This window comes from Pikeienuella sp. (genome assembly GCF_046290545.1).
Lineage (GTDB): Bacteria > Pseudomonadota > Alphaproteobacteria > Rhodobacterales > Rhodobacteraceae > Pikeienuella.
In genome coordinates, this window is the sequence record NZ_JBKAGV010000016.1 from 206,951 (window position 1) to 229,465 (window position 22,515).

Genomic DNA, 22,515 nt, shown 5'->3' on the forward strand with positions numbered 1-22,515 from the left:
CGTCGGGCCATGACGGGGAGGCGCGGATGGCGCTCGATGATGATTACGGCAACCGGCTGACGACCGCCTCCGCCGCGGCGCGGGACGCCTATGCGGAGGGCGCGCGGCATGTGCTCGGCGCGACCTATGGCGCGCGCGGCGCGTTCGAGCGGGCGCTGGCGGCGGACGAGGGCTTCGCGCTGGCCCATGCCGGCCTCGCCCGCGCGGCGATGTTCGAGGGGGACATGGGCGGCGCGAAGGCGGCGCTGGCGCGGGCGGAGGCGCTTTCGGGCGGGCTCGACGCGCGGGAGCGGGGGCATCTCGGCGTCTTCTCCCTCCTTCTCTCTGGCCGGGCGGCGGAGGCGCGGGAGGCGGCGCTGGCGCATACGCGGGCGCATCCGCGGGACGCGCTGATCGCGCAGCTTCTCACCAGCGTCTTCGGCCTGATCGGCTTTTCCGGAGAGGCCGGTCGGGAGGCGTTCCTCCTCGCCTTCACGGAGCGGCTTTCACCGCATTACGGGGAGGACTGGTGGATGATGTCCGTCCACGCGATCTCTCTTTGTGAGGCGGGGCGGATCGGCGAGTCGCAGGCGCTGATGGAGCGGGCGCTGGCGCTTCATCCGCGGAACGCGAACGGGGCGCATTTCAAGGCCCATGCGCATTACGAGGCGGGAGAGACGGAGGCGGGGCTCCGCTATCTCGAAGGCTGGATGGAGGATTATGAGCGCGCGGCGCCGCTCCACGGGCACATGAGCTGGCATATGGCGCTCTGGGCGCTGGAGCGGGGGGAGATGGCGCGGGTCTGGTCGATGCTCGACGGCGCGATCGGCCCCGGCGGCTCCGCAGGGATGCCGCTCAACACGCTGACGGATGCGGCGGCGCTTCTTCACCGGGCGGAGATGGCGGGGATCGAAGTTCCGCCGGAGCGGTGGCGGGCGCTTTCGGACTATGCGGCGGCGAAATTCCCCGCCTCGGGCCAGAGCTTCGCGGACATGCACGCCGCGCTCGCCCATGCGATGGCGGGCGAGGGCGAGCGGCTGGCGCGGCTCGCGGAGGGGGCGGCGGGCTTCGCGGGCGATCTCGTCCGCCCCGTCGCCGCAGCCTGGGGCGCCTTCGCGCGGGGGGACTGGGCGGGGGCGCTCCGTGACCTCACGCCCGTCATGGCCTCGCATGAGCGGTTCGGCGGCAGCCGGGCGCAGCGGGACCTGCTGGAGCTGACCTGGGCGAACCTCCTCCTCCGGCTCGGCAAGGCGGACGAGGCGCGGCGGGCGCTGGCGACGCGGCGGCCGGTGTTCTTGGAACGCGAGGGGCTGGCAGGATTGAAAGGGGCGGAAGCGTGAAGATCGAACTCGACCATTCGGTGATCCATGTCGGGGACTGGGAGGCGAGCATCGCCTTTTACCGCGACGTGATGGGGGCGGAGATCGTGCCCCACGGGATCGGGGCGATGTTCCGCTTCGGCGACCGGCAGCTCAACACCCACGGGCCGGGGCAGATCGGGCATCCGCGCGCGCGGCTCCCGGTGATGCCCGGGGGTTCGGACCTCTGCTTCAGCTGGCCGGGAACGGTCGAGGAGGCGGCGGCGCATCTGGCCGCGCACGGGGTGGAGGTGGAGCTCGGGCCGGTGCAGCGGCTCGGCGCGAAGGGGACGGGGACGAGCCTCTATTTCCGCGATCCGGACGGAACGCTGCTGGAATTCATCGTCTATCCGGATCAGTAGCGCCCGAACGCCGCGCGGAGGAGGAGGCCGCCGCGGAGGCGGAAGGGCGAGGGCGCGTCGGGAGCGAACGGATCGTAGCCGGGGCGGATCGCGGCGCGGAGGGCGCGTTCGGCGACATGGGCGGAGAGGAGGGGCGCGCGGGCGGCGCGGGGCACTTCCGCGCGGAGGGCGCGGGCGCGGGCGAGGCGGGCGAGCCCTTCCTGAGCGAGAGCGGCGAGGCGTGCGCGAAGCGCGGCGCCTTCCCGCGCCGCCGTCTCGTCAAAGGGCGCGCTCCCCTCCGCCATCATGGCGGGGAGGGCGGCGACGAGGCGGCCCGCGCCCTCGGCCCAGCCGGCGAGCGCCGCCGCCTCCTCCGCCTTCGCGCCGCCGCCGAGCGCCTGCACCTCCGCCCGCATCAGCGCCCCGGCGGTTCCGGCGAGAAAGGCTTCGAGGTCGCTCTCGGAGAGCCCGCCGGGGGCGAGGGCGAGGCGGCGCGCCTCCACCATCTCGTAGAGCGGCGCGGGATCGGGGGGCGCGGCGGCGGCGAGGGCGGCGATCACTTCGTGGCCCGCCGCCCTGCCCCGCTCGAACAGGTCTTCGAGGGCGTCGCGCCACCACTGGAGGCGGATTTCGCCCAGCATGGGCTCGGAGACGGTGACGGGGATGCGGGCGAGTTCGAGGTTGAGGGCGACGAGGGCGAAGAGCCGCTCCCGCCGTTCGGGGGGCGCGCAGAGGGCGGCGAGGAAGCGGGGTTCGTCCCCGGCGCGGGCCGCCTCGGCGGCGGGGGAGAGGGTGGGGGCGGTCATCGCGCGGGTGCGCGCACACGGAGTGCAGGGGGGTTATGTATTTGATATATATAAATACAAAGAAATGCGCGCCGGCGCGGGCCGCTCGCCCCTTGGCACGTGCGACCAGCACGGGCCGCGGCCGCCCCTGCGGGGGGGCGGACGCATCGCGACGTCGCCCGCCGCTCGACGGTTGGATGACCTGACGCGATAAACCGCCGCCGCCCCGGCGTTCCGTAGCGTCCGCCAAGGGGCCGCCGCGGCCCTTCGCGCCCATGTCGGCCGGAGCGGGCCCCGCCCTCTCCCCCGTCCCCTCTCCCGACCGGGAGAGGGGGGGCGCAGGGGGCGCGGCCTGCGCTTCCTCCCTCCCTCGGGAGGGAGGAGAGGAGCGAGGGCTGGCCGCTCACGCGGCGTCCCGGTGGAGCTTGTAGTCCACCGCGTCGATCAGGGCCTGGAAGGAGGCGTCCACGATGTTCGGGGAGACGCCGACAGTGGTCCACCGCCGCCCTGCGCCGTCCCGGCTTTCGAGCAGAACGCGCGTCACCGCCTCGGTGCCGGAGGAGAGGATGCGGACCTTGAAGTCGGTCAGCCGCATGTCGGCGATGGCGGAATCGTATTTGCCGAGGTCCTTCCGCAGCGCCTTGGAGAGGGCGTTGACCGGGCCGCGGTCGTTTCCCGCCGGATCGAGGCTCTCGGAGGCGGAGATGAAGCGCTCGCCATCCACGTTCACCACCACCACCGCCTCGGAGACGGTGACAAGGTCGCCCACCGCGTTCCGCCGCCGCTCCACGGTGACGCGGAAGCGCTCCACCTCGAAGAAGCGCTTGCGGAGCCCCAGAGCCTCCCGCGCGAGAAGCTGGAAGGAGGCCGCAGCGCTGTCATAGGAGAAGCCCTGATCCTCCTTCTCCTTCACCTCGCGGAGGAGGGCGGCGAGGCGCGGATCGTCCGCCTGCGCCTCGATCCCCGCCTCGCGGAGCTGGCGGAGGAGGTTGGAGCGGCCGGCCTGGTTGGACATCGGGACGATGCGCTCGTTCCCCACCGCCTCGGGCGGGACATGCTCGTAGGTCGTCGGGTCCTTCACGATGGCGGAGGCGTGGAGCCCCGCCTTGTGGGCGAAGGCGGCGGCTCCGACATAAGGGGCGTGCCGGTCCGGCGCCCGGTTCAGAAGCTCGTCCAGCATCCGGGAGAGGCCGGTGAGGGAGGGCAGCTTGTCCGCGCTGATTCCGGTGACGTAGCGGCTCTTCCACGGCTCCTTGAGGAGGAGCGTGGGGATGAGCGAGACGAGATTGGCGTTGCCGCAGCGCTCGCCCAATCCGTTCAGCGTGCCCTGGATCTGCCGGGCGCCCGCCTCCACCGCGGCCAGCGCCCCGGCGACGGCGGTTTCGGTGTCGTTATGGGTGTGGATGCCGACATGATCGCCGGGAATGCGGGCGGTGACGGCGGCGGTGATCTCCGCGATCTCGCCGGGGAGCGTGCCGCCGTTCGTGTCGCAGAGGACGACCCAGCGGGCGCCGGCTGCATGCGCGGCGTCTAGGCAGCGGAGGGCGTAGGCGGGGTTCGCCTTGTAGCCGTCGAAGAAATGTTCTGCATCGAAAAGGGCTTCGCGGCCGAGGCTCACAAGATGGGTGATCGAGTCCGCGATGTTGGCGAGGTTTTCCTCCAACGTGATCCCGAGCGCGGTTTCGACATGGAAATCATGGGTCTTGCCGACGAGACAGATTGCGGGCGTGGCGGCGTTGACGACCTCCGCCAGCACCTCGTCATTCGCCGCCGAGCGCCCGGCGCGCTTCGTCATGCCGAAGGCGGTGAAGGTCGCCTTCCTGAGCGTTGGGGCGTTTGCGAAAAACTCGCTGTCCGTCGGGTTCGCGCCGGGCCAGCCGCCCTCCACATAGTCGAGGCCGAGCGAGTCCAGCGCGAGGGCGATCTTGCGCTTGTCGTCGCCGGAAAAGTCGACGCCCTGGGTTTGTTGCCCGTCGCGTAGAGTGGTGTCGTAGAGGTGAAGGCGGGCGGGGGTCATCGCAAAGCCTCCAGCTTCGCCGGGTCGAAATCGGGGCCGGGGCGCCATTCGGAGGGGCCGCCCTTCTGGTCGATCACCACGATGCCGGCCTCGTCCAGCCCCTTGCGGATCATGTCCGCCGCCGCGAAGTCCCGCGCCGCGCGGGCCTCGGCCCGGCGGGCGAGGAGGGACTCGACGAGCGCTCCGTCCGCCTTCCCGGCGTGCGGCGCTTCGATCCCCATGATCGCCATCGCCCCGGCCAGCGCCTCAACCTCCCCTGCGCGCGCCAAGCGGTGCATCTCCGCGAAGGCGGCGGGGGTGTTGAGGTCGTCCATCAGGGCTTCGAGCACGGCGGGGGCCTCGCCGGGCGTGACGCCCTCGACCAGCGGGCCCCATTTCGCCAGCGCGTCCCGCGCCTCCGACAGGCGCTGCTCCGTCCAGTCCAGCACGCCGCGGTAGTGCGTGAAGAGGAGCGCAAGGCGCAGCACCTCGCCCGGCGCCTGATCGCGCAAATCCTCCACGGTCAGGAAGTTGCCTAGGGACTTGGACATCTTACGCCCGTCCACGTTGATCATGCCGTTGTGCATCCAGAGCTTCGCGAAGCCCCCCTCCGGGCAGGCGCAACGGCTCTGGGCGATTTCGTTCTCGTGGTGGGGGAACAGCAGGTCCGCCCCGCCGCCGTGGATGTCGAAGGTCTCGCCCAGCAGCTCCGCGGCCATGGCGGAGCATTCGATGTGCCAGCCGGGGCGGCCCCTGCCCCACGGGCTTTCCCAGCCGGGCTGGTCCGGCGCGGAGGGCTTCCAGAGGACGAAATCCATCGGGTCCCGCTTGAAGGGCGCGACCTCGACGCGGGCGCCGGCGATCATGTCGTCGGTCGAGCGGCCGGAGAGGCGGCCGTATTCGGGGTAGTTCGCAACCTCGAAGAGGACATGGCCCTGCGCCTCGTAGGCGTGGCCCTTCGCGACGAGGGTTTCGATCATCGCGACCATCTGGGGGACGAATTGGGTGGCCCGCGGCTGATGCGTCGGGGGGAGGCTGCCGAGGGCGGCCATGTCCTCCTGATACCAGCGCGTCGTCTCAGCCGTGATCTCAGCGATGCTGACGCCGCGCTCCTTCGCGCGGTCCATGATCTTGTCCTCTATGTCCGTGATGTTGCGGACATAGGTGACGTGATCCTCCCCGTAGACATGGCGGAGGAGGCGGAAGAGGACGTCGAAGACGACCGCGGGGCGGGCGTTGCCGATATGCGCGCGGTCATAGACGGTGGGGCCGCAGACATACATGCGAACGTTCGAGGGATCGAGCGGAGCGAAGTCCACCTTCCCGCGCGCCGCGCTGTTCCAGAGCTTGATGGTCGTCATGGCGTATTCCCCGGGGCGCCCCGGCGGGCCATGTTTCGTGAGGAACAGAAGCGCCGCCGCGGACTGGTGTCAGCGGATGATGCAGATCTCGCAAATGATGATCGCGCGGCTCATGGGGCGAGGCTATGCCTGAAGCGGGGGCGGGGCGCAAGGGTTTCGGCGGGAGGACCCGGCCCCGACCGGCGACCCTCCGGGGGAGGGTCGCAGGGGACGGTCGCCCGGAGGCGAAGGCCGGAGGGCGAGGGGCGCCAAGCCTTCCCGAACGTCGAAGATCGGGCCGTGCGCGCCGCGGTGGGCGCGGACTCGCGCCCGCCGGGGGGGCGGCGGGCGCGGGCTGATCTGACGCGGGTCAGATCAGCCGGGCGCTCTTCGCCGACGCATTCGCAAACGACGAGGTCGGATTCACCGCTCCAGAAACGGCATGAACGCGCCCATGTCGGGCCCGTGGCTCCGGCCCGTCAGAACGCGGCGGAGCGGGAGGAAGAGCGCCTTGCCCTTCCGGCCCGACTTCGCCTTCGCCGCCTCCGTCCACTCGCGCCATGTCGTCTCGTCCCACGGGCGGGGGGGGAGGAAGGCGAGGGCTTCGGCCACGAAGTCGGCATCCTCCGGGGCGATGATCGCGGGGGCGCCCTTCGCGATGCGGAGCCAGTCCGCCGCGTCCTCCAATCGGTCGAGATTGGGGCGGACGGCGGTGAAGAAGGGCTCCGTCACGCCCTCGGGCGCGCGGGCGGCGACCGCCTCCCACGGCGCCTCGCGCAGCATCTTCGCGGAGAGTTGCGCGATCTCCTCCGCGCTCGCCTGGCTGGGCGCCGGGGAGAAGGCGGAGAGGTCGAAATCCGCCGCCGCTTCGGCGACCGACCAGACCGGCTCGACGGGCCGGGAAGAGCCGGAGCGGGCGAGCCAGGAGAGGAGCGCGGCGGGCTCGACCCCGGCCTCTCGCAACGACGCGACGGAAAGGGCGCCGGCGCGCTTCGAGAGCTTCTCACCCCCCGGGCCGGTCATCAGCGCGTGATGGGCGAAGCGGGGCGGGCGGGCGCCCAGCGCCTCGAAAATCTGGATCTGGGTGGCGGTGTTGGTGACATGATCCGCGCCGCGGACGACGTCCGTCACCGCCATCTCCGCATCGTCCACCACTGAGCAGAGCGTGTAGAGGAACTGCCCGTCCTCCCGGATCAGCACCGGGTCGGAGACGGCGGAGGCGGCGATGCGCTGGGGGCCGAGGATGCCATCCTCCCATTCCATCGCCCGGTCCTCGAGCCGGAAGCGCCAGTGGGGCGGGCGCTCCGCCGCCAGCGCGGCCTTCTCCGTCTCCGTGAGCCGGAGCGCGGCGCGGTCATAGACCGGGGGCTTCCTCGCGTTGAGGAGGGCGCGGCGCATGAGGGCGAGCTCGCCCTCGGTCTCCCAACAGGGATAGAGCCGGCCGGCCTCGCGCAGCCGCTCCGCCGCCGCCTCGTAGCGCGCGAGGCGCTCCGATTGCCGCGCCTCGCCCTCCCATGCGAGCCCGAGCCAGCGGAGATCGTCGCGGATCGCCTCCACGAAGCGCTCCTCCGAGCGGGCGGAATCGGTGTCGTCGATCCGGAGGAGGAAGCGGCCGCCGGCGGCGCGGGCGACGAGCGCGTTCAACACGGCGGTGCGCAGGTTGCCGAGATGGAGCGCCCCGGTGGGCGAGGGCGCGAATCGGGTCGTCTTCATGCGCGCCCCTCCTCCGGGCCGGGGCGGCGTAGCAGCCGGGCCGCCGGAGACGCAAGGACGGTTGTCAGCGCGCGCATCGGCCCATAATCTCCGGCTCCCGCGAGGCGTTGGAGAAGTGAGCCCCAGATGCGCGTCATGTCCGGACCGGCGATCGCCGCCCTATCGCTCCTCCTCCTTCCCGCTCTCGCCTCCGCCCAGGACGTCGCGGTGAAGAAATACGACAGCGGCGGCGTCTATGAGGGCGAGTTCCGGGACGGGCGGCAGCACGGCTTCGGCACCTTCACCCTGCCGGGCGGCTACGAATACACCGGCCAGTGGGTCGAGGGGCGGATCGAGGGCGACGGGCGCGTCCGCTATGAGAACGGCTCCGTCTATGAAGGGACGTTCAAGGACGGGGCTCCGCACGGCAAGGGCAAGATCGTCTATTCCGACGGCGGCTCCTACGAGGGCGACTGGGTCGGCGGCGTGATCGAGGGGACGGGCGTCGCCGTCTATGCCGACGGCGCGCGCTACGAGGGGCAGTTCCTGCAGTCGGCGCATCACGGGACGGGCGTGATGACCCGCCCGAACGGCTATCGCTACGAGGGCGAATGGGCCGAGGGCGCGCCGCACGGGACGGGGACGGTCACCTATTCCGACGGCTCGGTCTACAAGGGCGCCTTCATCGCCGGCGTGCGCGAGGGCATGGGCGAGATCGAGATGCCGGACGGCTTCACCTATGTCGGCGAGTGGAAGGGCGGGCAGATCAGCGGGACGGGCCGCGCGCGCTACGCCAACGGCGACGTCTACGAAGGCGCCTTCCTTGACGGCGAGCGGCAGGGCGAGGGCCGGGCGGAATACGCGAACGGGGATGTCTATGTCGGCTCCTTCGTCGGCGGGCGGCGGCAGGGCGCGGGCGTGCTGACCGCCGCGAACGGCGACGTCTACGAGGGCCAGTGGGTCGAGGGCCAGTTCGAGGGCGAGGGCGTCGCCCGGCTGGCTGACGGGCGGGTGCTGAAAGGCGTCTTCAAGGACAACGCCCTCGCCGGGCCGGGCGAGATGACGACGACGGATGGCGGGGGATATACGGGCGAATGGGCGGGCGGCGTGATCGAGGGCCGCGGCGTCTTCCGCTACGCTTCCGGCGCCGTCTACGAGGGCGAGTTCCGGGCCGGGCGGATCGCGGGGGCGGGCAAGATCGTCTATCCGGACGGCTACCAGTACGAAGGCGAATGGAAGGACGACATGCCCCACGGCCGGGGCGTCGCCCGCTTTCCCGACGGCGGCGTCTATGAGGGCGCCTTCGTCGAGGGGCGGCGGGAGGGTCAGGGCGTCTTCACCCAGCCGGACGGCTTCCGCTACGAGGGCGAATGGGTCGCCGACCGGATCGAGGGCACGGGCGTCGCCACCTACGCCAACGGGGACGTCTACAAGGGCGCCTTCAAGGACAACCGCCGCCACGGCCCCGGACGGATGGAATTCGCCTCCGGCTCCGTCTTCGACGGCGACTGGGTGAACGGGCAGCGGGGCGCTCCGGCGCAGCCGGCGGCGCAGACGGGGGATTGAGGGGGGCGTCAGCCCTCTGATCGCACGGCAAGCCAGATCGTGTGCCTCGCCCCCCGCTTCGCCCGCCCGGCGCGCACGCTCCGCATCGTCGCCTCGAATCCGCATTGCGAGAGGCGCCGCGTGAAGGCGGGCTCCGGCGCGGCGGACCAGAGCGCGAGGACGCCGCCGGGGGCGAGGGCGCGATGCGCGGCGCGGAGGCCTCCGGGGCCGTAGAGCGCGTCGTTCCCTTCCCGCGTCAGGCCGCCGGGGCCGTTGTCCACGTCGAGGAGGATGGCGTCGAAGGCCGCCGGCGCGGCGGCGATTTCGGCGGCGACGTCGCCGGGGCGGAGTTCGACTCGGGGGTCCGCGAGGCAGTCTCCGAAGACCGCGCCCATGTGGAGCGAGGCCCAGTCGATCAGCTCGGGGACGATCTCCGACACGATCAGGCGCGCATCGGGCGGGGCGGCGGCCTCCGCCGCGCGAAGGGTGAAGCCCATGCCGAGGCCGCCGATCAACACGCGGGGCGCGGGCCGGGGGCCGAGGCGTTCGAGGGCGAGCGTCGCCAGCGCCTCCTCCGAGCCGCCGAGGCGGCTGTTCATCAGCTCGTTCCCGCCTTCGAGGCGGATCGAGAATTCGTCGCCCCGGCGGAAGAGCTTCAGGGCGCCGCCCCCGGGGGCGCTCGCGGAGGCGAGGAGGGTCCAGGGGAGCATCGGGGGTCCTGTCTCGGGGCGGGGGGCCAAGGCTAGCCGATCCGCCGGCGCGCTTGAAGGCGCCGGCTGGCATGCTGGCGCCAAGGCCGATCTGACGGTAACGTGGGGCGCTCCGACGAGGCCGGCCGGCTTGCGAACGGAGCGTGGAGGGGCGCGGCCTCCCTCGGGGGGCCGCCTCGGGCGGATTGGCCGTTGTGGTTTATGTCGCCACGAACTCGAACGATCGCACGTCTTGCGCGGTTGCAATGCGGCCTCCCTTGGGGGGAGGGAGGCCGCGGCCCGGGGCTTGTCGCCCGGGCCAAGGATTGCGGGGGGAGCGCGGCGCCTTCGCTTGGCCGATTCCAGCAGGCCGGACTCCTCTCTCGAAGCCCCCCTACCCTCCCCAGAGCGCCGTGCCGGGATGGAATTGCGACCAGGCGAACCAGAACGCCTCGTGGCTGCCGAGGTCGGCCCCGTCCTCGCCCACCGCCTTCACGCCGCCGGCTTCAAGCTCAAGCCGGACGTTCTCGAAGGCGATCGCCTCGCCCGCCTTCAGGGCGGCGATGGCCTTGCTCCGCTGGAAGGCGACGGGCTGGCCGGAGGCGGTGAGGACGCCGATCACGTCCTCATGCACGGGCAGGCGCGGGTCCACGTCGCCGACGGGGAAGATCGGGCCGTTCGCGTCCCGCCCGTTGCGGAAGTCGAAATCGCGGCCGAGGGCGAGGTGTTCGACGAGCACGGTCGTCTCCGGATGGGCGCGCCGCCATGTTCCCCAGTCGGTCGTCACAACGGTCGCCTGTTCGAGCCGGAGGCCGCGCTCGGCGAGCGGACCGGTCACGGCATGGCCGAGGAAGGTGTCGAAGACGGACCATGTCTCGACGTCGTACATCACCTTGTTGGAGCGGATGAGGAGGCCCGAGGTGCGGAGGACAGGGCGCTTCACGCCCTCCGGCATATTGTCCGTGAAATAGGCCTGCGCGGCGCCGCAGAGGGTGCAGTAGGGGATGCCGAGGTCGCGGCCGCCGAGCGTGTCGTTCACCATCTCGCGGACCTCCATGATCCTCCGCGGATAGGCGCGATACTCGCCGTTGATCCCGATTCCGAAGACGATGTCGGAATCCTTCAGCCAGGTCGCCTCCGCGGCGCTGCTGACCTCCGGGTTGTCGGCGGCGGGGATGCAGTTGCAGGGAACATCCGTCGCGCCGAAGGGCCGGTCGTCGATCAGGACGCCGCCCCAGGAGACGTGGCGCCAGTCGATCTCCCCCTCCACGAAGATCCGCTCCCAGCCGGGGATGAAGTTCGTGAAGATCGCGCGCTTGACCTCCAGATAGCCGGGCGGGGCCGGAATGTCCCAGGCGATGAGATGGTCGGTCAGCTCGCCCCAGCGCTGGGGCGTTTCATATTCGATGCCGAGCAGGGCTGCGCCTGTTCTCCCGAGCGCGGCGTCGAGCGAGGTGCGCCATGAGAAGCGCATCAGGTCGCTCACGATCCAGGCGAGCCGCGGGTCGCCCGATAACGCGATCTCGTCGAGCGCCGCCTGCTCTTCCGCGCCCCAGCCGTATTCGGCGAGGTTGTCGATGAAGACGGCGCGGATCGCGGCCTCGATCTCCGGGGAGAGCGGGCCGTCAGGCGTGGCCGGCGGATGACCGAATTCCGCGATCACATGCGGCGCGAGGGGCTTCGGGCCGTCGGCCGTCGCCGCCAGGGGCGCGACGAGCGCGGCGAGGGCGAGGAAGACGGCGGAGACGCCGCGCCTCGCATGGCGGATCAGAGATGTCGTCAACATTCATGCCTCCCCTGGCGCGCTGCGGCGCATTTCCGGTGAGTTCGTCTCAACGCGGGCTCGCGTTACGCCGCGCCCGGTCAGATTTCCGTGATCGCGGCGAGAGCGGCGGGCGGCGGCGGGCGCATGCCGATCTTTTCTTGCGCGGCGGCGCGATGCGCGTATAAACGGGCGCATGTTCGCGAGTGCGCCCCTTCGCCTTCTCGGCCTCCTCCTTACGCGCCCCTAGGCGCGCCGGGCAGCGGCGCGCGCGTCTGGGGGGTAAACCACGCGCCGCAGGAAACACCCGGACCGAGAGACACCGACATGACTGACATCCAGAAAGACGCAAGCCGCGTCCTGATCTTCGACACCACCCTGCGCGACGGCGAGCAGAGCCCCGGCGCCACCATGACGCTGAGCGAGAAGCTCGCCATCGCGGCCCTCCTCGACGAGATGGGGGTGGACGTGATCGAGGCGGGCTTCCCCATCGCCTCCGACGGCGATTTCGAGGCGGTGAGCGAGATCGCCAGGCAGGCGCAGAACGCCGTGATCTGCGGCCTCGCCCGCGCCGCGAAGGGCGATATCGACCGCGCCTGGGCCGCGCTCGAACATGCGAAGCGGCCCCGGATCCACACCTTCATCGGCACCTCCCCGCTCCACCGGCAGCATCAGCTCGCCATGGACAAGGAGCAGGTGCTGCGGAAGATCGAAGAGACGGTGGGGCATGCCCGGTCGCTCTGCGAGAATGTCCAGTGGTCCCCCATGGACGCGACGCGGACGGAGCGGGACTACCTGATCGAGACGGTGAAGGTGGCGGTGGCCTCCGGCGCCACCACGATCAACATCCCCGACACGGTGGGCTACACCGCGCCGCGGGAATCGGCGGAGATCATCCGGGACCTGCTGGCCAACGTGCCGGGGCTCGACAAGTGCGTGGTGGCGACCCACTGCCACAACGACCTCGGCATGGCGACGGCGAACGCCCTCGCCGCGGTGGAGGCCGGCGCGCGGCAGATCGAGTGCACGATCAACGGGCTCGGCGAGCGGGCGGGCAACACCGCGCTCGAAGAGGTCGTGATGGCGCTGAAGGTGCGGCGGGACATCATGCCCTATCACACCGGCGTGGATGCGACGAAGATCATGCGCGCCTCCCGCCTCGTCGCCACGGCCTCGGGCTTCCCGGTGCAGTTCAACAAGGCCATCGTCGGCAAGAACGCCTTCGCGCATGAGAGCGGCATCCACCAGGACGGCGTGCTGAAGAATGCGGAGACGTTCGAGATCATGCGGCCGGAGGATGTGGGCCTCACCGCCAACGCGCTGGTGATGGGCAAGCATTCGGGCCGCGCCGCCTTCCGCGCCAAGCTGAAGGACCTCGGCATCGAGCTTGGCGACAACGCCTTCCAGGAGGCGTTCGTGCGGTTCAAGGCGCTCGCGGACCAGAAGAAGGACGTCTATGACGACGACATCCTCGCCCTTGTCGACGACGAGCGGACGGCCGCGGCGAATGACCGGATCAGGCTCAAGTTCATGCGCGTGATCGCGGGCACGCTCGACCCGAAATCGGCCGACGTGACGCTCACCATCGACGGAACGGACGTTCAGGCGACCGCGCAGGGCGACGGGCCCGTGGATGCGGCCTTCAAGGCGATCGACAGCCTCGTGCCGCATGAGGCCGTGCTGAAGGTCTATTCCGTGCAGGCGGTTACGGACGGGATCGACGCGCAGGCGACCGTCTCCGTCCGGCTCGAGGAGGGCGGGAGGCTCGTGACCGGGCAGGCGGCGGATACGGACACGATCGTGGCCTCCGCCCGGGCCTATGTGATCGCGCTCAACCGGCTGATGGTGCGGCGGGACAAGACAGCCTCGCACAGGACGGTCTCCCTCGCGGGGTGACCGGCGGCGCCGGGCGCGCGCTCAAGCCTTCGGCGCGAGCCCGGCGAAGTCGAAGATCGAGGCGTCCAGCAGGTGGGAGGGGTTGGCGTTCGCCAGCGCGTTCGCCATCACCGCCCGGATGTCGGGGCGGCGCCGCTCCCAATCGTCCAGCATCCGCTTGACCTGCTGGCGCTGGAGCCCGTCCTGGCTGCCGCAGAGGTCGCAGGGGATGATGGGGAAGTTCATCGCCGCGGCGAAGCGGGCGCAATCGGCCTCCGCCACGCGGATGAGCGGGCGGAGGACGAGGAGGTCGCCCTCGTCGTTCAGGAGCTTCGGCGGCATGGCGGCGAGCTTGCCGCCGTGGAGAAGGTTGAGGAAGAAGGTCTCGATCGCGTCGTCCCGGTGATGGCCGAGGACGACGGCATCGCAGCCCTCCTCCCGCGCGATGCGATAGAGATTGCCGCGGCGGAGGCGGGAGCAGAGCGCGCAATAGGTCTGGCCCGCCGGGGTCTTCTCCGTCACCACCGAATAGGTGTCCCTCCGCTCGATCCGGTGGGGCACGCCGAGGCGGGAGAGGAAGCCGGGCAGGATCATCTCGTCGAAGCCGGGCTGCCCCTGGTCGAGATTGCAGGCGAGGAGGTCGACGGGCAGGAGCCCGCGCCATTTGAGGTCGAGGAGGACGGCGAGGAGCGTGTAGCTGTCCTTCCCCCCCGAAAGGCAGACGAGCCAGCGCGCGCCGCGGCGGACCATGCCGTAGACCTGCAGCGACTCCCGCGTCTCGCGGATGATCCGCTTGCGGAGCTTGGCGAACTCGCCGCTTGCCGGCATGTCGGCGAAGAGCGCCTCCGCGGCGCGGTCCAGCGGATCGTCAAGCATCGTGGCGCTTCTCGGGAATGGGGTCGTAGCCGGAACCGCCGAAAGGATGGCAGCGGAGCACCCGGCGGAAGGCGAGCCAGCCGCCCCTGAGGGCCCCGTGCCGCTCCAGCGCTTCGAGCGCATAGGCCGAGCAGGTCGGCTGATAGCGGCAATTGTGCCCGACCCAGGGGGAGAAGACGGCGCGGTAGAGCCGGACGGGCGCGGCGAGGATATGGGCGAGCGGGGTCATGCGCGCGCCTTCGGGGCGTGGATGCGGGCGAGCGCCCCGCGAAGGTCTTCGAGGAGGAGCGGGAAAGGGCGCGCGGCCGTCGCCCCCTCACGCCCGATCAGGACGTAATCCCAGCCCTCGCGCCCCGCCTCCCGCAGAACGGCGGCGGCGGCGGCGCGGAGGCGGCGCTTCGCCCGGTTGCGGGCGACGGCGTTGCCGACCTTCTTGGAGCATGTGTAGCCGATGCGGGGCCCCTGCCCCTCCATCTCGCCTTCCGCGCGGCGGCGGGCCTGGAGGATCAGGCTTTCGGCATGCTGGCGGCGGGCGCGCGCGGCGGCGAGAAATTCCCGCCGTTTCTTCAGGACGGGGAGCCTCGCCGCAGGCGCAGCCCCCTCCGCGCCGGTCGCTGGGGCCGGCGCGTTCATCGGATCAGGCCGAGAGACGCTTCCGGCCGCGGGCGCGGCGGGCGTTCAGGATGGCGCGGCCGCTCTTCGTCGCCATGCGGGCGCGGAAGCCGTGACGGCGGGCGCGAACGAGGTTGCTCGGCTGGAAGGTGCGTTTCATCGTCTTGTCCTCGGTTCGTCCGGGGCGCGCGCGAGCGCCGCCCGAAATTCGGAAGCCGGGGGATACGCGCGGAGGCGTGACTTGTCAATTCCGGCCATGCCGGGCAGAGCTTGCCGATGAGCTATCGGATCGTCCGCGCCGGCGCAGACCGGATCGAGGAGGCGCTGCCCCTCGTCGCCGCCTTCCATGTCGAGGAGGGCGTCGAGGCGGACGACGCGCATCGCCGCCGGGCGCTCGCGGCGCTCTTCACGGAGCCCTGCCCCGGCGCGTTCTGGATGATCGAGACGGAGGGCGGGGAGGAGGCCGGCTATATCTGCGTGGCCTTCGGCTGGTCCATCGAGTTCGGCGGGCGGGACGGGTTCGTGGACGAGTTCTACGTCGCGCCGGCGCATCGCGGGCGCGGCGCGGGGCGGGCGGCGCTCCGCGCGGTGGCCGAGGCGCTGGCGGCGGAGGGGCTCGCGGCGCTGCATCTCGAGGTCGAGGACGGCAACCGGGCGATGCGGTTCTACGAATCGGAAGGCTTCGCCTGGCGGCAGCATTATCACCTGATGTCCGCCCCGCTCGGGGCGCGGCCTCGCGGCCGGCGCGGCGCGCGACCGGGAGCGGGGCCGATCACGCCTTCGTCATGAGGGGGCTCCTTCGCTGGCGCGGCGCGGCGACGGGACGCAAGTAAAGGACAGGAAGGGGAGAGGCGCATGAGCGGCAAGGGATTTCCCGCAAGACGCATTGCGCCTTTTGCGGCCGCCATTCTCGGCGCGGCGCTCCTCTTCGTCTTCGGGCGCGAGCATCTGAGCTTCGAGGCCTTGCGCGACAATCGCGAGGTTCTGCTGGCCTGGCGGGATTCGAACTACCTGCTCGTCGCCTGCTGCTATGCCGCGCTCTACGCGGCGGCGACGGCGCTTTCCTTCCCCGGCGGGCTCGCGCTGACGCTCGCGGGGGGGTTCCTGTTCGGGCCGTGGTGGGGCGGCGCGCTGGCGGTGACGGGGGCGACGGCGGGGGCGGTGGCGATCTTCCTGCTCGCGAAGGGCGCGCTCGGCGATGCGCTGCGGGCCCGGGCCGGGGGCTGGGTGAAGCGGGCGGAGGACGGGTTCCGGGAGAACGAGATCAGCTTCCTCCTGATGATGCGGCTGGTGCCGGCGATGCCCTTCTTCGTCGCCAACCTTGTGCCCGCCTTCCTCGGCGCGACGACGTTCAACTACGCATGGACGACCTTCCTCGGCATCATGCCGGGCGCGCTGGTCTACGCCTCGGTCGGGTCGGGCCTCGGCGCGGTGTTCGAGGCGGGGGGGACGCCCGATCTCGGGATCATCTTCACGCCGCCGGTTTTGCTGCCGCTGCTCGGCCTCGCCGCGCTCTCGGCGCTGCCGCTGGTCGTCAAGGCGTTCCGGAGGAGGCGGGCATGAAGGTTCTGACGCCGCATCTCTGCGTCATCGGCGCCGGCTCGGGCGGGCTCTCCGTCGCCGCCGGGGCCGTGCAGATGGGCGCCGCAGTCGTGCTGATCGAGGGCGGGGAGATGGGGGGCGACTGCCTCAACCATGGCTGCGTGCCCTCCAAGGCGCTCCTCGCCGCGGCGAAGGCGGCGAAGGCGATGGGGGCGGGCGCGCCGTTCGGCGTGGCGCCCGCCCGGGCGGAGGTCGATTTCGCGGCGGCGAAGGATCACGTGCGGCGGGTGATCGACGGGATCGCGCCGCACGATTCGCAGGAGCGGTTCGAAGGGCTCGGCGTTGACGTGATCCGGGACTGGGCGCGCTTCGTCTCCCCGACCGAGGCGGAGGCGGGGGGCGCGCGGATCCGCGCGCGGCGCTTCGTCATCGCGACGGGCTCCCGCCCCGCCATGCCGCCGGTGCAGGGGCTGGAGGAAGCGGGTTATCTGACCAACGAGACGATCTTCGCGCTCCGCGAGCGGCCGCGGCGGCTCCTCATTCTCGGCGGCGGGCCGATCGGGATGGAGATGGCGCAGGCGCATCTGCGGCTCGGCTGCGAGGTGACGGTCGTGGAGGCGCTGCGCGCGCTCGGGCGGGAGGATGAGGAGGCGGCGGCGGTCGTCCTCGCCCGGCTCAGGGCGGAGGGGCTCACGATCCGCGAAGGGGCGAAGGCGGCCTCTGTTTCGCGCGAGGGGGCGGTCACGACGCTGACGCTCGAAAGCGGGGAGCGGCTGGAGGCGGAGGCGCTCCTCGTCGCCGCCGGTCGCCGCCCCGCGCTGGACGGGCTCGGGCTGGAGGCGGCGGGGGTGGAGACGACGCGGGCGGGGGTGAAGGTCGATTCCGGGCTCCGCTCCGTCTCCAACCGCCGCGTCTATGCGGTGGGGGACGCGGCGGGCGGCGCGCAGTTCACCCATCTCGCCGGATGGCACGCCGGCCTCGTTATCCGCAACGCGCTCTTCCGCCTGCCGGTGAAGGCGGAGGCGGCGATCCCCCGCGCGACCTTCACCGAGCCCGAGCTCGCGCAGGTCGGCCCGACGGAGGCGGAGGCGCGGGAGATATACGGCGCGAAGCTGGAGATCTGCCGCGCGGATTATGCGGAGAACGACCGGGCGCGGGCGGAGCTGAAGACCGAGGGCTTCGTCAAGGTCATGGTCGTGAAGGGCCGGCCGGTGGGCGCCACCATCGTCGGCGCCCATGCGGGCGACCTCGTCTCGCTCTGGTCGCTCGCCATCGCGAAGCGGTTGAAGATCGGCGACGTGGCGGGGTTCGTGGCCCCCTACCCCACCTATGGCGAGCTTGCGAAGCGCGCGGCCGGGGCATACTTTTCGCCACGGCTTTTCGGATCGCCGATGGTCAAGCGCATCGTGCGGCTCCTCGCGAAGCTCGGCTGAGGCGGGCGGCGGGGCCGGGACCGCAGAGAGGGGTCGGGACGGCTGGCCATGACGCTCTTCCGCACGCTTTCGGGGCGTCTTTTCCTTGTCGCCGTCGGCGTCGTGATGCTGACCGAGGTGCTCGTCTTCGTGCCTTCGGTCGCACGGTACCGCGAGGATTATCTGATGCTGCGCCTCCAGATGGCGCAGATCGCGGCGCTCGCCCTCCTCGCCGCGGAGGACGAGATGGTGGAGGAGACGCTGGAGGCGGAGCTGCTCCAGCGGGCCGAAGTCTCCTCCATCGCGCTGAGGCGGGACGCCTCGCGCCAGCTCATCCTCGCCGCGCCGGCGGGGGTGATGGTCGAGGAGACGTTCGACCTGCGGGACGCGGGCGCGGCGACGCTCGTCGTGGAGGCGCTGCGGACGCTCGTGCGGACCGAGCCGCGGATGATCCGCGTCATCGGCGACGCGGGCATGGGCGCCGGCGAGATCGAGATCACGATGTCGGAGGCCCCGCTCGGCGCCGCGATGCGCGCATTCGGGGAGCGCATCCTGCTGATTTCCCTCTTCATTTCGGGCATGACCGGCGCGCTCGTCTTTCTCGTTTGCCGCAGGATCATCGTGCGGCCGATCGAGCGCGTGGTCGGCGACATGACGGCCTTCGCCCGCGACCCGGAGCGCGCGGCCCAGGCGCCCGCCGCGCGCTCCGGCCTGAGCGAGATCAGGCGGGCGGAGGCGGCGCTGGCGGAGATGCAGGCGGAGCTCCGCGGCGCGCTGCGGCAGAAATCCCGCCTCGCGGAGCTTGGCGCGGCGGTTGCGAAGATCAGCCACGATCTCCGGAACATGCTTGCGAGCGCGCAACTCCTCGCCGACCGGCTGGAGGGCAGCGCGGACCCGGTTGTCTCCCGCATCGGGCCGAAGCTGATCGGCTCACTCGACCGGGCGGCGGCGCTCTGCATCTCCACGCTGAGCCACGGGCGGGCGGAGGAGGCGCCGCCAAGGCCCCGCCCCGTCGATCTCCGCCGCCTTGTCGAGGATGTGGCGGACGCCGTGTTCGAGGAGGGCGGCGCCGTCGCCTTCGAGAACCACGCGCCCGCGGGGATGACGGCGCAGGCGGACCCCGAACATCTCTTCCGCATCCTCACCAACCTGGCGCGCAACGCGAAGCAGGCGATCGAGGGCGCGGGGCGGCCCGGCCGCGTCTCCGTCTTCGCCGCGGCCGAAGAAGGCGCGGCGGCGCTTGTGATTGCGGATGACGGGCCGGGGCTGCCGCCGAAGGCGCTCGAAAACCTCTTCCAGCCCTTCCGCGGCGGCGCGCGGCGCGGCGGCGCGGGGCTCGGCCTCGCCATCGCGGCGGAGCTGGCGGCGATGAACGGCGGGCGGCTGATTCTGGAGGAGACGGGCGCGGGCGGCGCGCGCTTCCGCCTCACGCTTCCGCGCGTCGCGCCGGATCAGGCGCCGTAAAGCTCCCGCGCCTCGGCGGCGAGGCGGTCGACGGCCGGCTCGATCCGGCTCTCGAGCGTGGTGACGAAGGCCTTCGGACCCAACCCTTCCGGCAGCGGCTCGAGAAACTCGACGACGGCGACGCCGGGCCGCTTCATCACGCCCGCGCGCGGCCAGAAATGCCCGGTGTTGAGCGCAACCGGGACGCAAGGCAGCCCGTATGCGCGATAGAGAAGATGGGAGCCCGGCTTGTAGGGCGCGGCGACGCCGGGCTTCACCCGCGTTCCCTGCGGAAAGATCACGAGCTGGCCCGCGAGCCCGCGCCGGCGCTCCACCTCCCGCATCATCTCGGCCACGCTCTCCCACCCGCGGCCGCGCGTCACCGGGCTCGCGCCGATGCGGAGCGCGTAGAAGCCGAGGATCGGCGCCCAGACGAGGCTCCGCTTCATCACGAACTTCGCCTGCGGCAGGGCGCGGATGAGGATGAGAATATCGAGGAAGCTCTGATGCTTCGCGGCGACAAGAACTTCGCCGGACGGGGGGGCGCCGCGAACTTCGCAGCGAAGACCGCATAGCCGTTCGAGCCCTGCGAAGACCAGCTTCAGATAGATCCCGATCGCCCAGTAGGCCCCCGCACGGGACCAGGCCGCCGCCGGCGCGAAGAGGAGGCCGAGCACGACCATCAGCCCGTAGAGCCAGAGCGTGAAGAGGAGCGCGCGGAGCCAGCGCACGGTCAGCCCCGCCTGAGCACGAGCCAGGCCGCCGCCCGCGTGGCGGCGAGGGCGGTGAGCCCGGCGACGAGCGCGGTGGAGAGGACGAGGAGCGGCGCGAGGACGAAAAGGTCCGCGCCGGCGGCGAGTCCGGTCTCCAGCCCCGTCTCGACGCCGATCTGCGGCAGGGTGAAGGGCAGCGCCGCCGCGGCGAGCGCGCCGGCGCCCGCCCCGAACGTGGCGCGGAGCGCGAAGGGGCCGGCGAAGGCGCGGGAGATGAAGGTGTCCTCCGCCCCGATCATCCGCAGCGTCCGCACCACCCCCGCGCCGGACCAGAGCGTGGCCGCGGCGGCGACGGCGACCATCGCCGCCAGCGCGGCGGCGGCGAGGGCGACGCCCGCGACGGCGGTCTGGCGCACCCGCTCCGCGGCGCGGATCAGCGGGCCGCGCCATTCGCCGTGATCGTCCCATTCCGCGCCGGGCGCGGCGGCGGAAAGCTGGCGCGAGACGTCCGCCACGTCCGGTCCGGCGCCCTCCAGCCGCACGTCGATGAGGCTCGGAAGCGGCAGGGCCGAGACGTCAGCTTCGGCGCCGAGCCAGGGCGCGAGGAGGGCGCGCTGCGCCGCCTCGTCGATCAGCCGCGCCTCCGCCACGCCGGGCGTGACGGCGAGGACGGAGAGCGCGGCCGTCACCGCCGCCTCGCGCGCGCCCTGCCCTTCCGCCTCCGGCGTCCATACGCGGACGGTCGCGACGCGGGCGAGATCGGCCGACCAGCGGCCCGCGACCTCCCCCGCCGCGAGGCCGGCGATGGCGGCGGCGGCGGCGAGAAAGCCCATCGCCGCGGCGACCAGCGCGAGCAGCCCGCCGATCGCCCCGCCCCCGGGCGCGATCGGCGGCCCCCCGCGCCGGCGCGAGAAGAGCGCCCTCACAGCGGCGTCCCGGAGCGGGAGACGCGGCCCCCCTCCACCTTCAGCACGCGCGCGCGGGAGCCCTGGGCGGCGCGCATCAGGTTAAGGTCGTGCGTCGCGATCAGGACCGTCTTGCCGAGCTTGTTGAGCTCGACGAAGAGCGACATGATCCGCGCTGCGGCCTCGGCGTCCACATTGCCGGTCGGCTCGTCGGCGATGATGAGGTCGGGCGAGGCGGCGACGGCGCGGGCGAGCGCCGCGCGCTGCCGCTCCCCGGCCGAAAGCTGGGCCGGCCGCGCGTCGAGCCGCTTGCCGAGGCCGACCCAGGCGGCGAGCTCCTTCAGCTCCGGGCCGGGCTGGCGGCCGGCGACGCGGTGCGGCAGCTCGATGTTCTCCATCACGCTCATATGGTCGAGAAGGTCGCAATCCTGAAGCACGATTCCCATGCGCCGCCGCATCGCCGCCTCCTCCCGCCGCGGCACCTCCCGCGTGTCCCGCCCGAAGACGCGGACGGCGCCGGAATCGGGCCGGAGCGCGAGGTAGATCAGCCGCAGGACGGTCGTCTTCCCCGCACCGGAGCGGCCGGTGACGAAATGCAGCGAGCCGCTCTCCAGCGTCAGCGACACGTCGGCGAGGACGACCCGCCCATCATAGCCCACGCTCGCGGATTCGAACTCGATCACATCCACCTCTCGGCCCCGCCCCGCGACCTGAGCGGGACGGGCGGACCATCGCAAAGCGCGGCGAGGCTGACAACGCCTTGCGACCCTCCGGCTCCGTTCCGGCGCGCTTGGCGCAAGCGCGCGGGCGCCTTATGCTCCGAACGGAGCGGCGGCGCCGCCATGCCTGAGGGAAAGACGACATGCGGCTGACCTGCCCGTCCTGCGCGGCGGAATACGAGATCGACGCGGGCGCGATCGGCCGGGCCGGCCGCATGGTGCGCTGCGCGGCCTGCGCCGCCGAATGGTTCCAGCCCCCCGCAGCGCCCGGCATGGAGGCGGCGGCCGACGCGCTCGAGGAAGCCGCCCGGAAGGCGCGCGAAGCGCGGGAGACGGTGCTGCCGCCCGAGCCGCGCCGCCCGCAACCGGAGCCCCCGCGCTTCGGACCCGAGGAGGACGACGCCGTCTATGTCGACGCCGATCCGCCGCGGGCCCGCCCGGACCCCGTCGTGATAGAGGCGCCGCGCGCCCGGCGGGAAACGCCGGACCCGGCCGCGCTCGCCGCCACGCTCCGCGCGGAGCCGGAAGGGCCGCGGGCGGGCGGCGCCTTCCTCGCAGGCTTCGCGACGGTGACCTTCCTCGCGCTCGTCCTCGCCGCCGTCTATGTGAAGGCGCCGGAGATCGCGGAGATCGCGCCCGCGGCGACAGCGCCGCTGACCGCCTACGCCGCGATGGTCGACGAGGGCCGCGTCGCCGTCGCCGCTCTCGCGGAGAGGCTCCGCTGAAGCGCCGCAGCGCGCCTCTTGCCCCCGCCCGCGACTGGCGCTAAAGACCGCCGCGTCGACAGAGCGTCGCTTCGCGGAGAGGTGCCGGAGTGGTCGAACGGGGCGGTCTCGAAAACCGTTGTGGGGGCGACCCCACCCAGGGTTCGAATCCCTGTCTCTCCGCCACTTGCCCTCGTGAAAGCGTTCTCCCGATCCGGCTGCGGCCG

22 protein-coding genes and 1 tRNA gene are annotated in these 22,515 nt (G+C 72.1%); 10 read left to right on the top strand and 13 right to left on the bottom strand.

The annotated features are described in order from the left end of the window. Positions 1-26: 26 nt before the first annotated feature. Together ACE37J_RS16185 and ACE37J_RS16190 are read left to right on the top strand one after the other, a co-directional pair. Positions 27-1,319 carry a tetratricopeptide repeat protein gene (locus tag ACE37J_RS16185; RefSeq protein WP_409712779.1) on the top strand — a complete coding sequence of 431 codons (1,293 nt, stop codon included), beginning with the start codon at positions 27-29 and terminating at the stop codon, positions 1,317-1,319. Then, on the top strand, positions 1,316-1,699 hold the full coding sequence (locus ACE37J_RS16190; protein ID WP_409712781.1) for a VOC family protein: 384 nt from the start codon (positions 1,316-1,318) through the stop codon (positions 1,697-1,699). Before ACE37J_RS16185 ends, ACE37J_RS16190 begins: the two co-directional genes overlap by 4 nt. Here ACE37J_RS16190 and ACE37J_RS16195 read toward each other — a convergent pair. The 4 genes from ACE37J_RS16195 to gltX form a co-directional block, all read right to left on the bottom strand. Continuing rightward, positions 1,693-2,484 (bottom strand): squalene/phytoene synthase family protein, encoded by a 792-nt coding sequence (locus ACE37J_RS16195; RefSeq protein WP_409712783.1) that lies wholly within the window; start codon positions 2,482-2,484, stop codon positions 1,693-1,695. The genes ACE37J_RS16190 and ACE37J_RS16195 overlap by 7 nt on opposite strands. Before the next feature lie 382 nt (positions 2,485-2,866). Next, positions 2,867-4,480, bottom strand: a complete 1,614-nt coding sequence (gene cimA, locus ACE37J_RS16200; protein WP_409712785.1) for a citramalate synthase — start codon at positions 4,478-4,480, stop codon at positions 2,867-2,869. Then, a complete protein-coding gene (gene cysS, locus ACE37J_RS16205; protein WP_409712787.1) occupies positions 4,477-5,820 on the bottom strand; it encodes a cysteine--tRNA ligase in 1,344 nt (447 codons plus the stop codon). Before cysS ends, cimA begins: the two co-directional genes overlap by 4 nt. 402 nt (positions 5,821-6,222) lie before the next feature. After that, the gene (gene gltX, locus ACE37J_RS16210; protein WP_409712789.1) at positions 6,223-7,512 is read right to left on the bottom strand and encodes a glutamate--tRNA ligase; all 1,290 of its coding nucleotides are present in this window, start codon (positions 7,510-7,512) and stop codon (positions 6,223-6,225) included. 126 nt (positions 7,513-7,638) lie between these two features. Between gltX and ACE37J_RS16215 the strand changes: the two genes are divergently transcribed. Beyond that, entirely contained in the window at positions 7,639-9,057 is a 1,419-nt protein-coding gene (locus tag ACE37J_RS16215) for a 2-isopropylmalate synthase (protein ID WP_409712791.1), read from the top strand. Between the two features lie 8 nt (positions 9,058-9,065). Here the strand turns inward: ACE37J_RS16215 and ACE37J_RS16220 are convergent, their stop codons facing one another. Together ACE37J_RS16220 and ACE37J_RS16225 are read right to left on the bottom strand one after the other, a co-directional pair. After that, on the bottom strand, positions 9,066-9,746 hold the full coding sequence (locus tag ACE37J_RS16220) for a spermidine synthase (RefSeq protein ID WP_409712793.1): 681 nt from the start codon (positions 9,744-9,746) through the stop codon (positions 9,066-9,068). A gap of 373 nt (positions 9,747-10,119) precedes the next feature. Beyond that, positions 10,120-11,511, bottom strand: coding sequence for a DUF3179 domain-containing (seleno)protein (locus ACE37J_RS16225; protein WP_409712795.1), 1,392 nt, complete (start codon positions 11,509-11,511; stop codon positions 10,120-10,122). 303 nt (positions 11,512-11,814) lie between these two features. Here ACE37J_RS16225 and ACE37J_RS16230 point away from each other — a divergent pair, with 303 nt between their 5' ends. Further along, positions 11,815-13,383: a 2-isopropylmalate synthase gene (locus ACE37J_RS16230; RefSeq protein WP_409712797.1), complete on the top strand. Its 1,569-nt coding sequence runs from the start codon at positions 11,815-11,817 to the stop codon at positions 13,381-13,383. 21 nt (positions 13,384-13,404) lie between these two features. Here ACE37J_RS16230 and ttcA read toward each other — a convergent pair whose 3' ends face one another. Genes ttcA through rpmH form a run of 4 tightly spaced genes read right to left on the bottom strand, consistent with a single transcriptional unit; the run spans position 13,405 to position 15,010 of the window. Continuing rightward, positions 13,405-14,238, bottom strand: a complete 834-nt coding sequence (gene ttcA, locus ACE37J_RS16235; protein ID WP_409712799.1) for a tRNA 2-thiocytidine(32) synthetase TtcA — start codon at positions 14,236-14,238, stop codon at positions 13,405-13,407. Next, positions 14,231-14,467, bottom strand: coding sequence for a membrane protein insertion efficiency factor YidD (yidD, locus tag ACE37J_RS16240; RefSeq protein ID WP_409712801.1), 237 nt, complete (start codon positions 14,465-14,467; stop codon positions 14,231-14,233). Before yidD ends, ttcA begins: the two co-directional genes overlap by 8 nt. Further along, on the bottom strand, positions 14,464-14,871 hold the full coding sequence (rnpA, locus tag ACE37J_RS16245; protein WP_409712803.1) for a ribonuclease P protein component: 408 nt from the start codon (positions 14,869-14,871) through the stop codon (positions 14,464-14,466). The genes yidD and rnpA overlap by 4 nt, the downstream gene beginning before the upstream one ends. 4 nt (positions 14,872-14,875) lie before the next feature. Continuing rightward, entirely contained in the window at positions 14,876-15,010 is a 135-nt protein-coding gene (rpmH, locus tag ACE37J_RS16250) for a 50S ribosomal protein L34 (protein ID WP_409712805.1), read from the bottom strand. Positions 15,011-15,126: 116 nt separating this feature from the next. Between rpmH and ACE37J_RS16255 the strand changes: the two genes are divergently transcribed. The 4 genes from ACE37J_RS16255 (at position 15,127) to ACE37J_RS16270 (ending at position 19,268) form a co-directional block, all read left to right on the top strand. After that, positions 15,127-15,639 carry a GNAT family N-acetyltransferase gene (locus ACE37J_RS16255; RefSeq protein ID WP_409712807.1) on the top strand — a complete coding sequence of 171 codons (513 nt, stop codon included), beginning with the start codon at positions 15,127-15,129 and terminating at the stop codon, positions 15,637-15,639. Between the two features lie 66 nt (positions 15,640-15,705). Next, on the top strand, positions 15,706-16,413 hold the full coding sequence (locus tag ACE37J_RS16260) for a TVP38/TMEM64 family protein (RefSeq protein WP_409712809.1): 708 nt from the start codon (positions 15,706-15,708) through the stop codon (positions 16,411-16,413). Further along, a complete protein-coding gene (locus ACE37J_RS16265) occupies positions 16,410-17,825 on the top strand; it encodes a dihydrolipoyl dehydrogenase family protein (RefSeq protein ID WP_409712811.1) in 1,416 nt (471 codons plus the stop codon). Before ACE37J_RS16260 ends, ACE37J_RS16265 begins: the two co-directional genes overlap by 4 nt. Positions 17,826-17,873: 48 nt before the next feature. Continuing rightward, a complete protein-coding gene (locus tag ACE37J_RS16270) occupies positions 17,874-19,268 on the top strand; it encodes a sensor histidine kinase (RefSeq protein WP_409712812.1) in 1,395 nt (464 codons plus the stop codon). On the opposite strand, the gene ACE37J_RS16275 is transcribed toward ACE37J_RS16270, so the two are convergent. Genes ACE37J_RS16275 through ACE37J_RS16285 form a run of 3 tightly spaced genes read right to left on the bottom strand, consistent with a single transcriptional unit; the run spans position 19,256 to position 21,548 of the window. Beyond that, on the bottom strand, positions 19,256-19,978 hold the full coding sequence (locus ACE37J_RS16275; protein WP_409712814.1) for a lysophospholipid acyltransferase family protein: 723 nt from the start codon (positions 19,976-19,978) through the stop codon (positions 19,256-19,258). The two genes, ACE37J_RS16270 and ACE37J_RS16275, sit on opposite strands and share 13 nt — an antisense overlap. Positions 19,979-19,980: 2 nt before the next feature. After that, positions 19,981-20,886, bottom strand: coding sequence for a cell division protein FtsX (locus ACE37J_RS16280; RefSeq protein ID WP_409712816.1), 906 nt, complete (start codon positions 20,884-20,886; stop codon positions 19,981-19,983). After that, positions 20,883-21,548, bottom strand: a complete 666-nt coding sequence (locus ACE37J_RS16285; RefSeq protein ID WP_409712920.1) for a cell division ATP-binding protein FtsE — start codon at positions 21,546-21,548, stop codon at positions 20,883-20,885. The genes ACE37J_RS16280 and ACE37J_RS16285 overlap by 4 nt, the downstream gene beginning before the upstream one ends. Before the next feature lie 179 nt (positions 21,549-21,727). On the opposite strand from ACE37J_RS16285, the gene ACE37J_RS16290 reads away from it, so the two are divergent. Next, positions 21,728-22,309, top strand: a complete 582-nt coding sequence (locus ACE37J_RS16290) for a zinc-ribbon domain-containing protein (protein WP_409712818.1) — start codon at positions 21,728-21,730, stop codon at positions 22,307-22,309. Between the two features lie 75 nt (positions 22,310-22,384). Further along, positions 22,385-22,474: transfer RNA gene (locus ACE37J_RS16295), tRNA-Ser, on the top strand. Positions 22,475-22,515 lie beyond the last annotated feature (41 nt).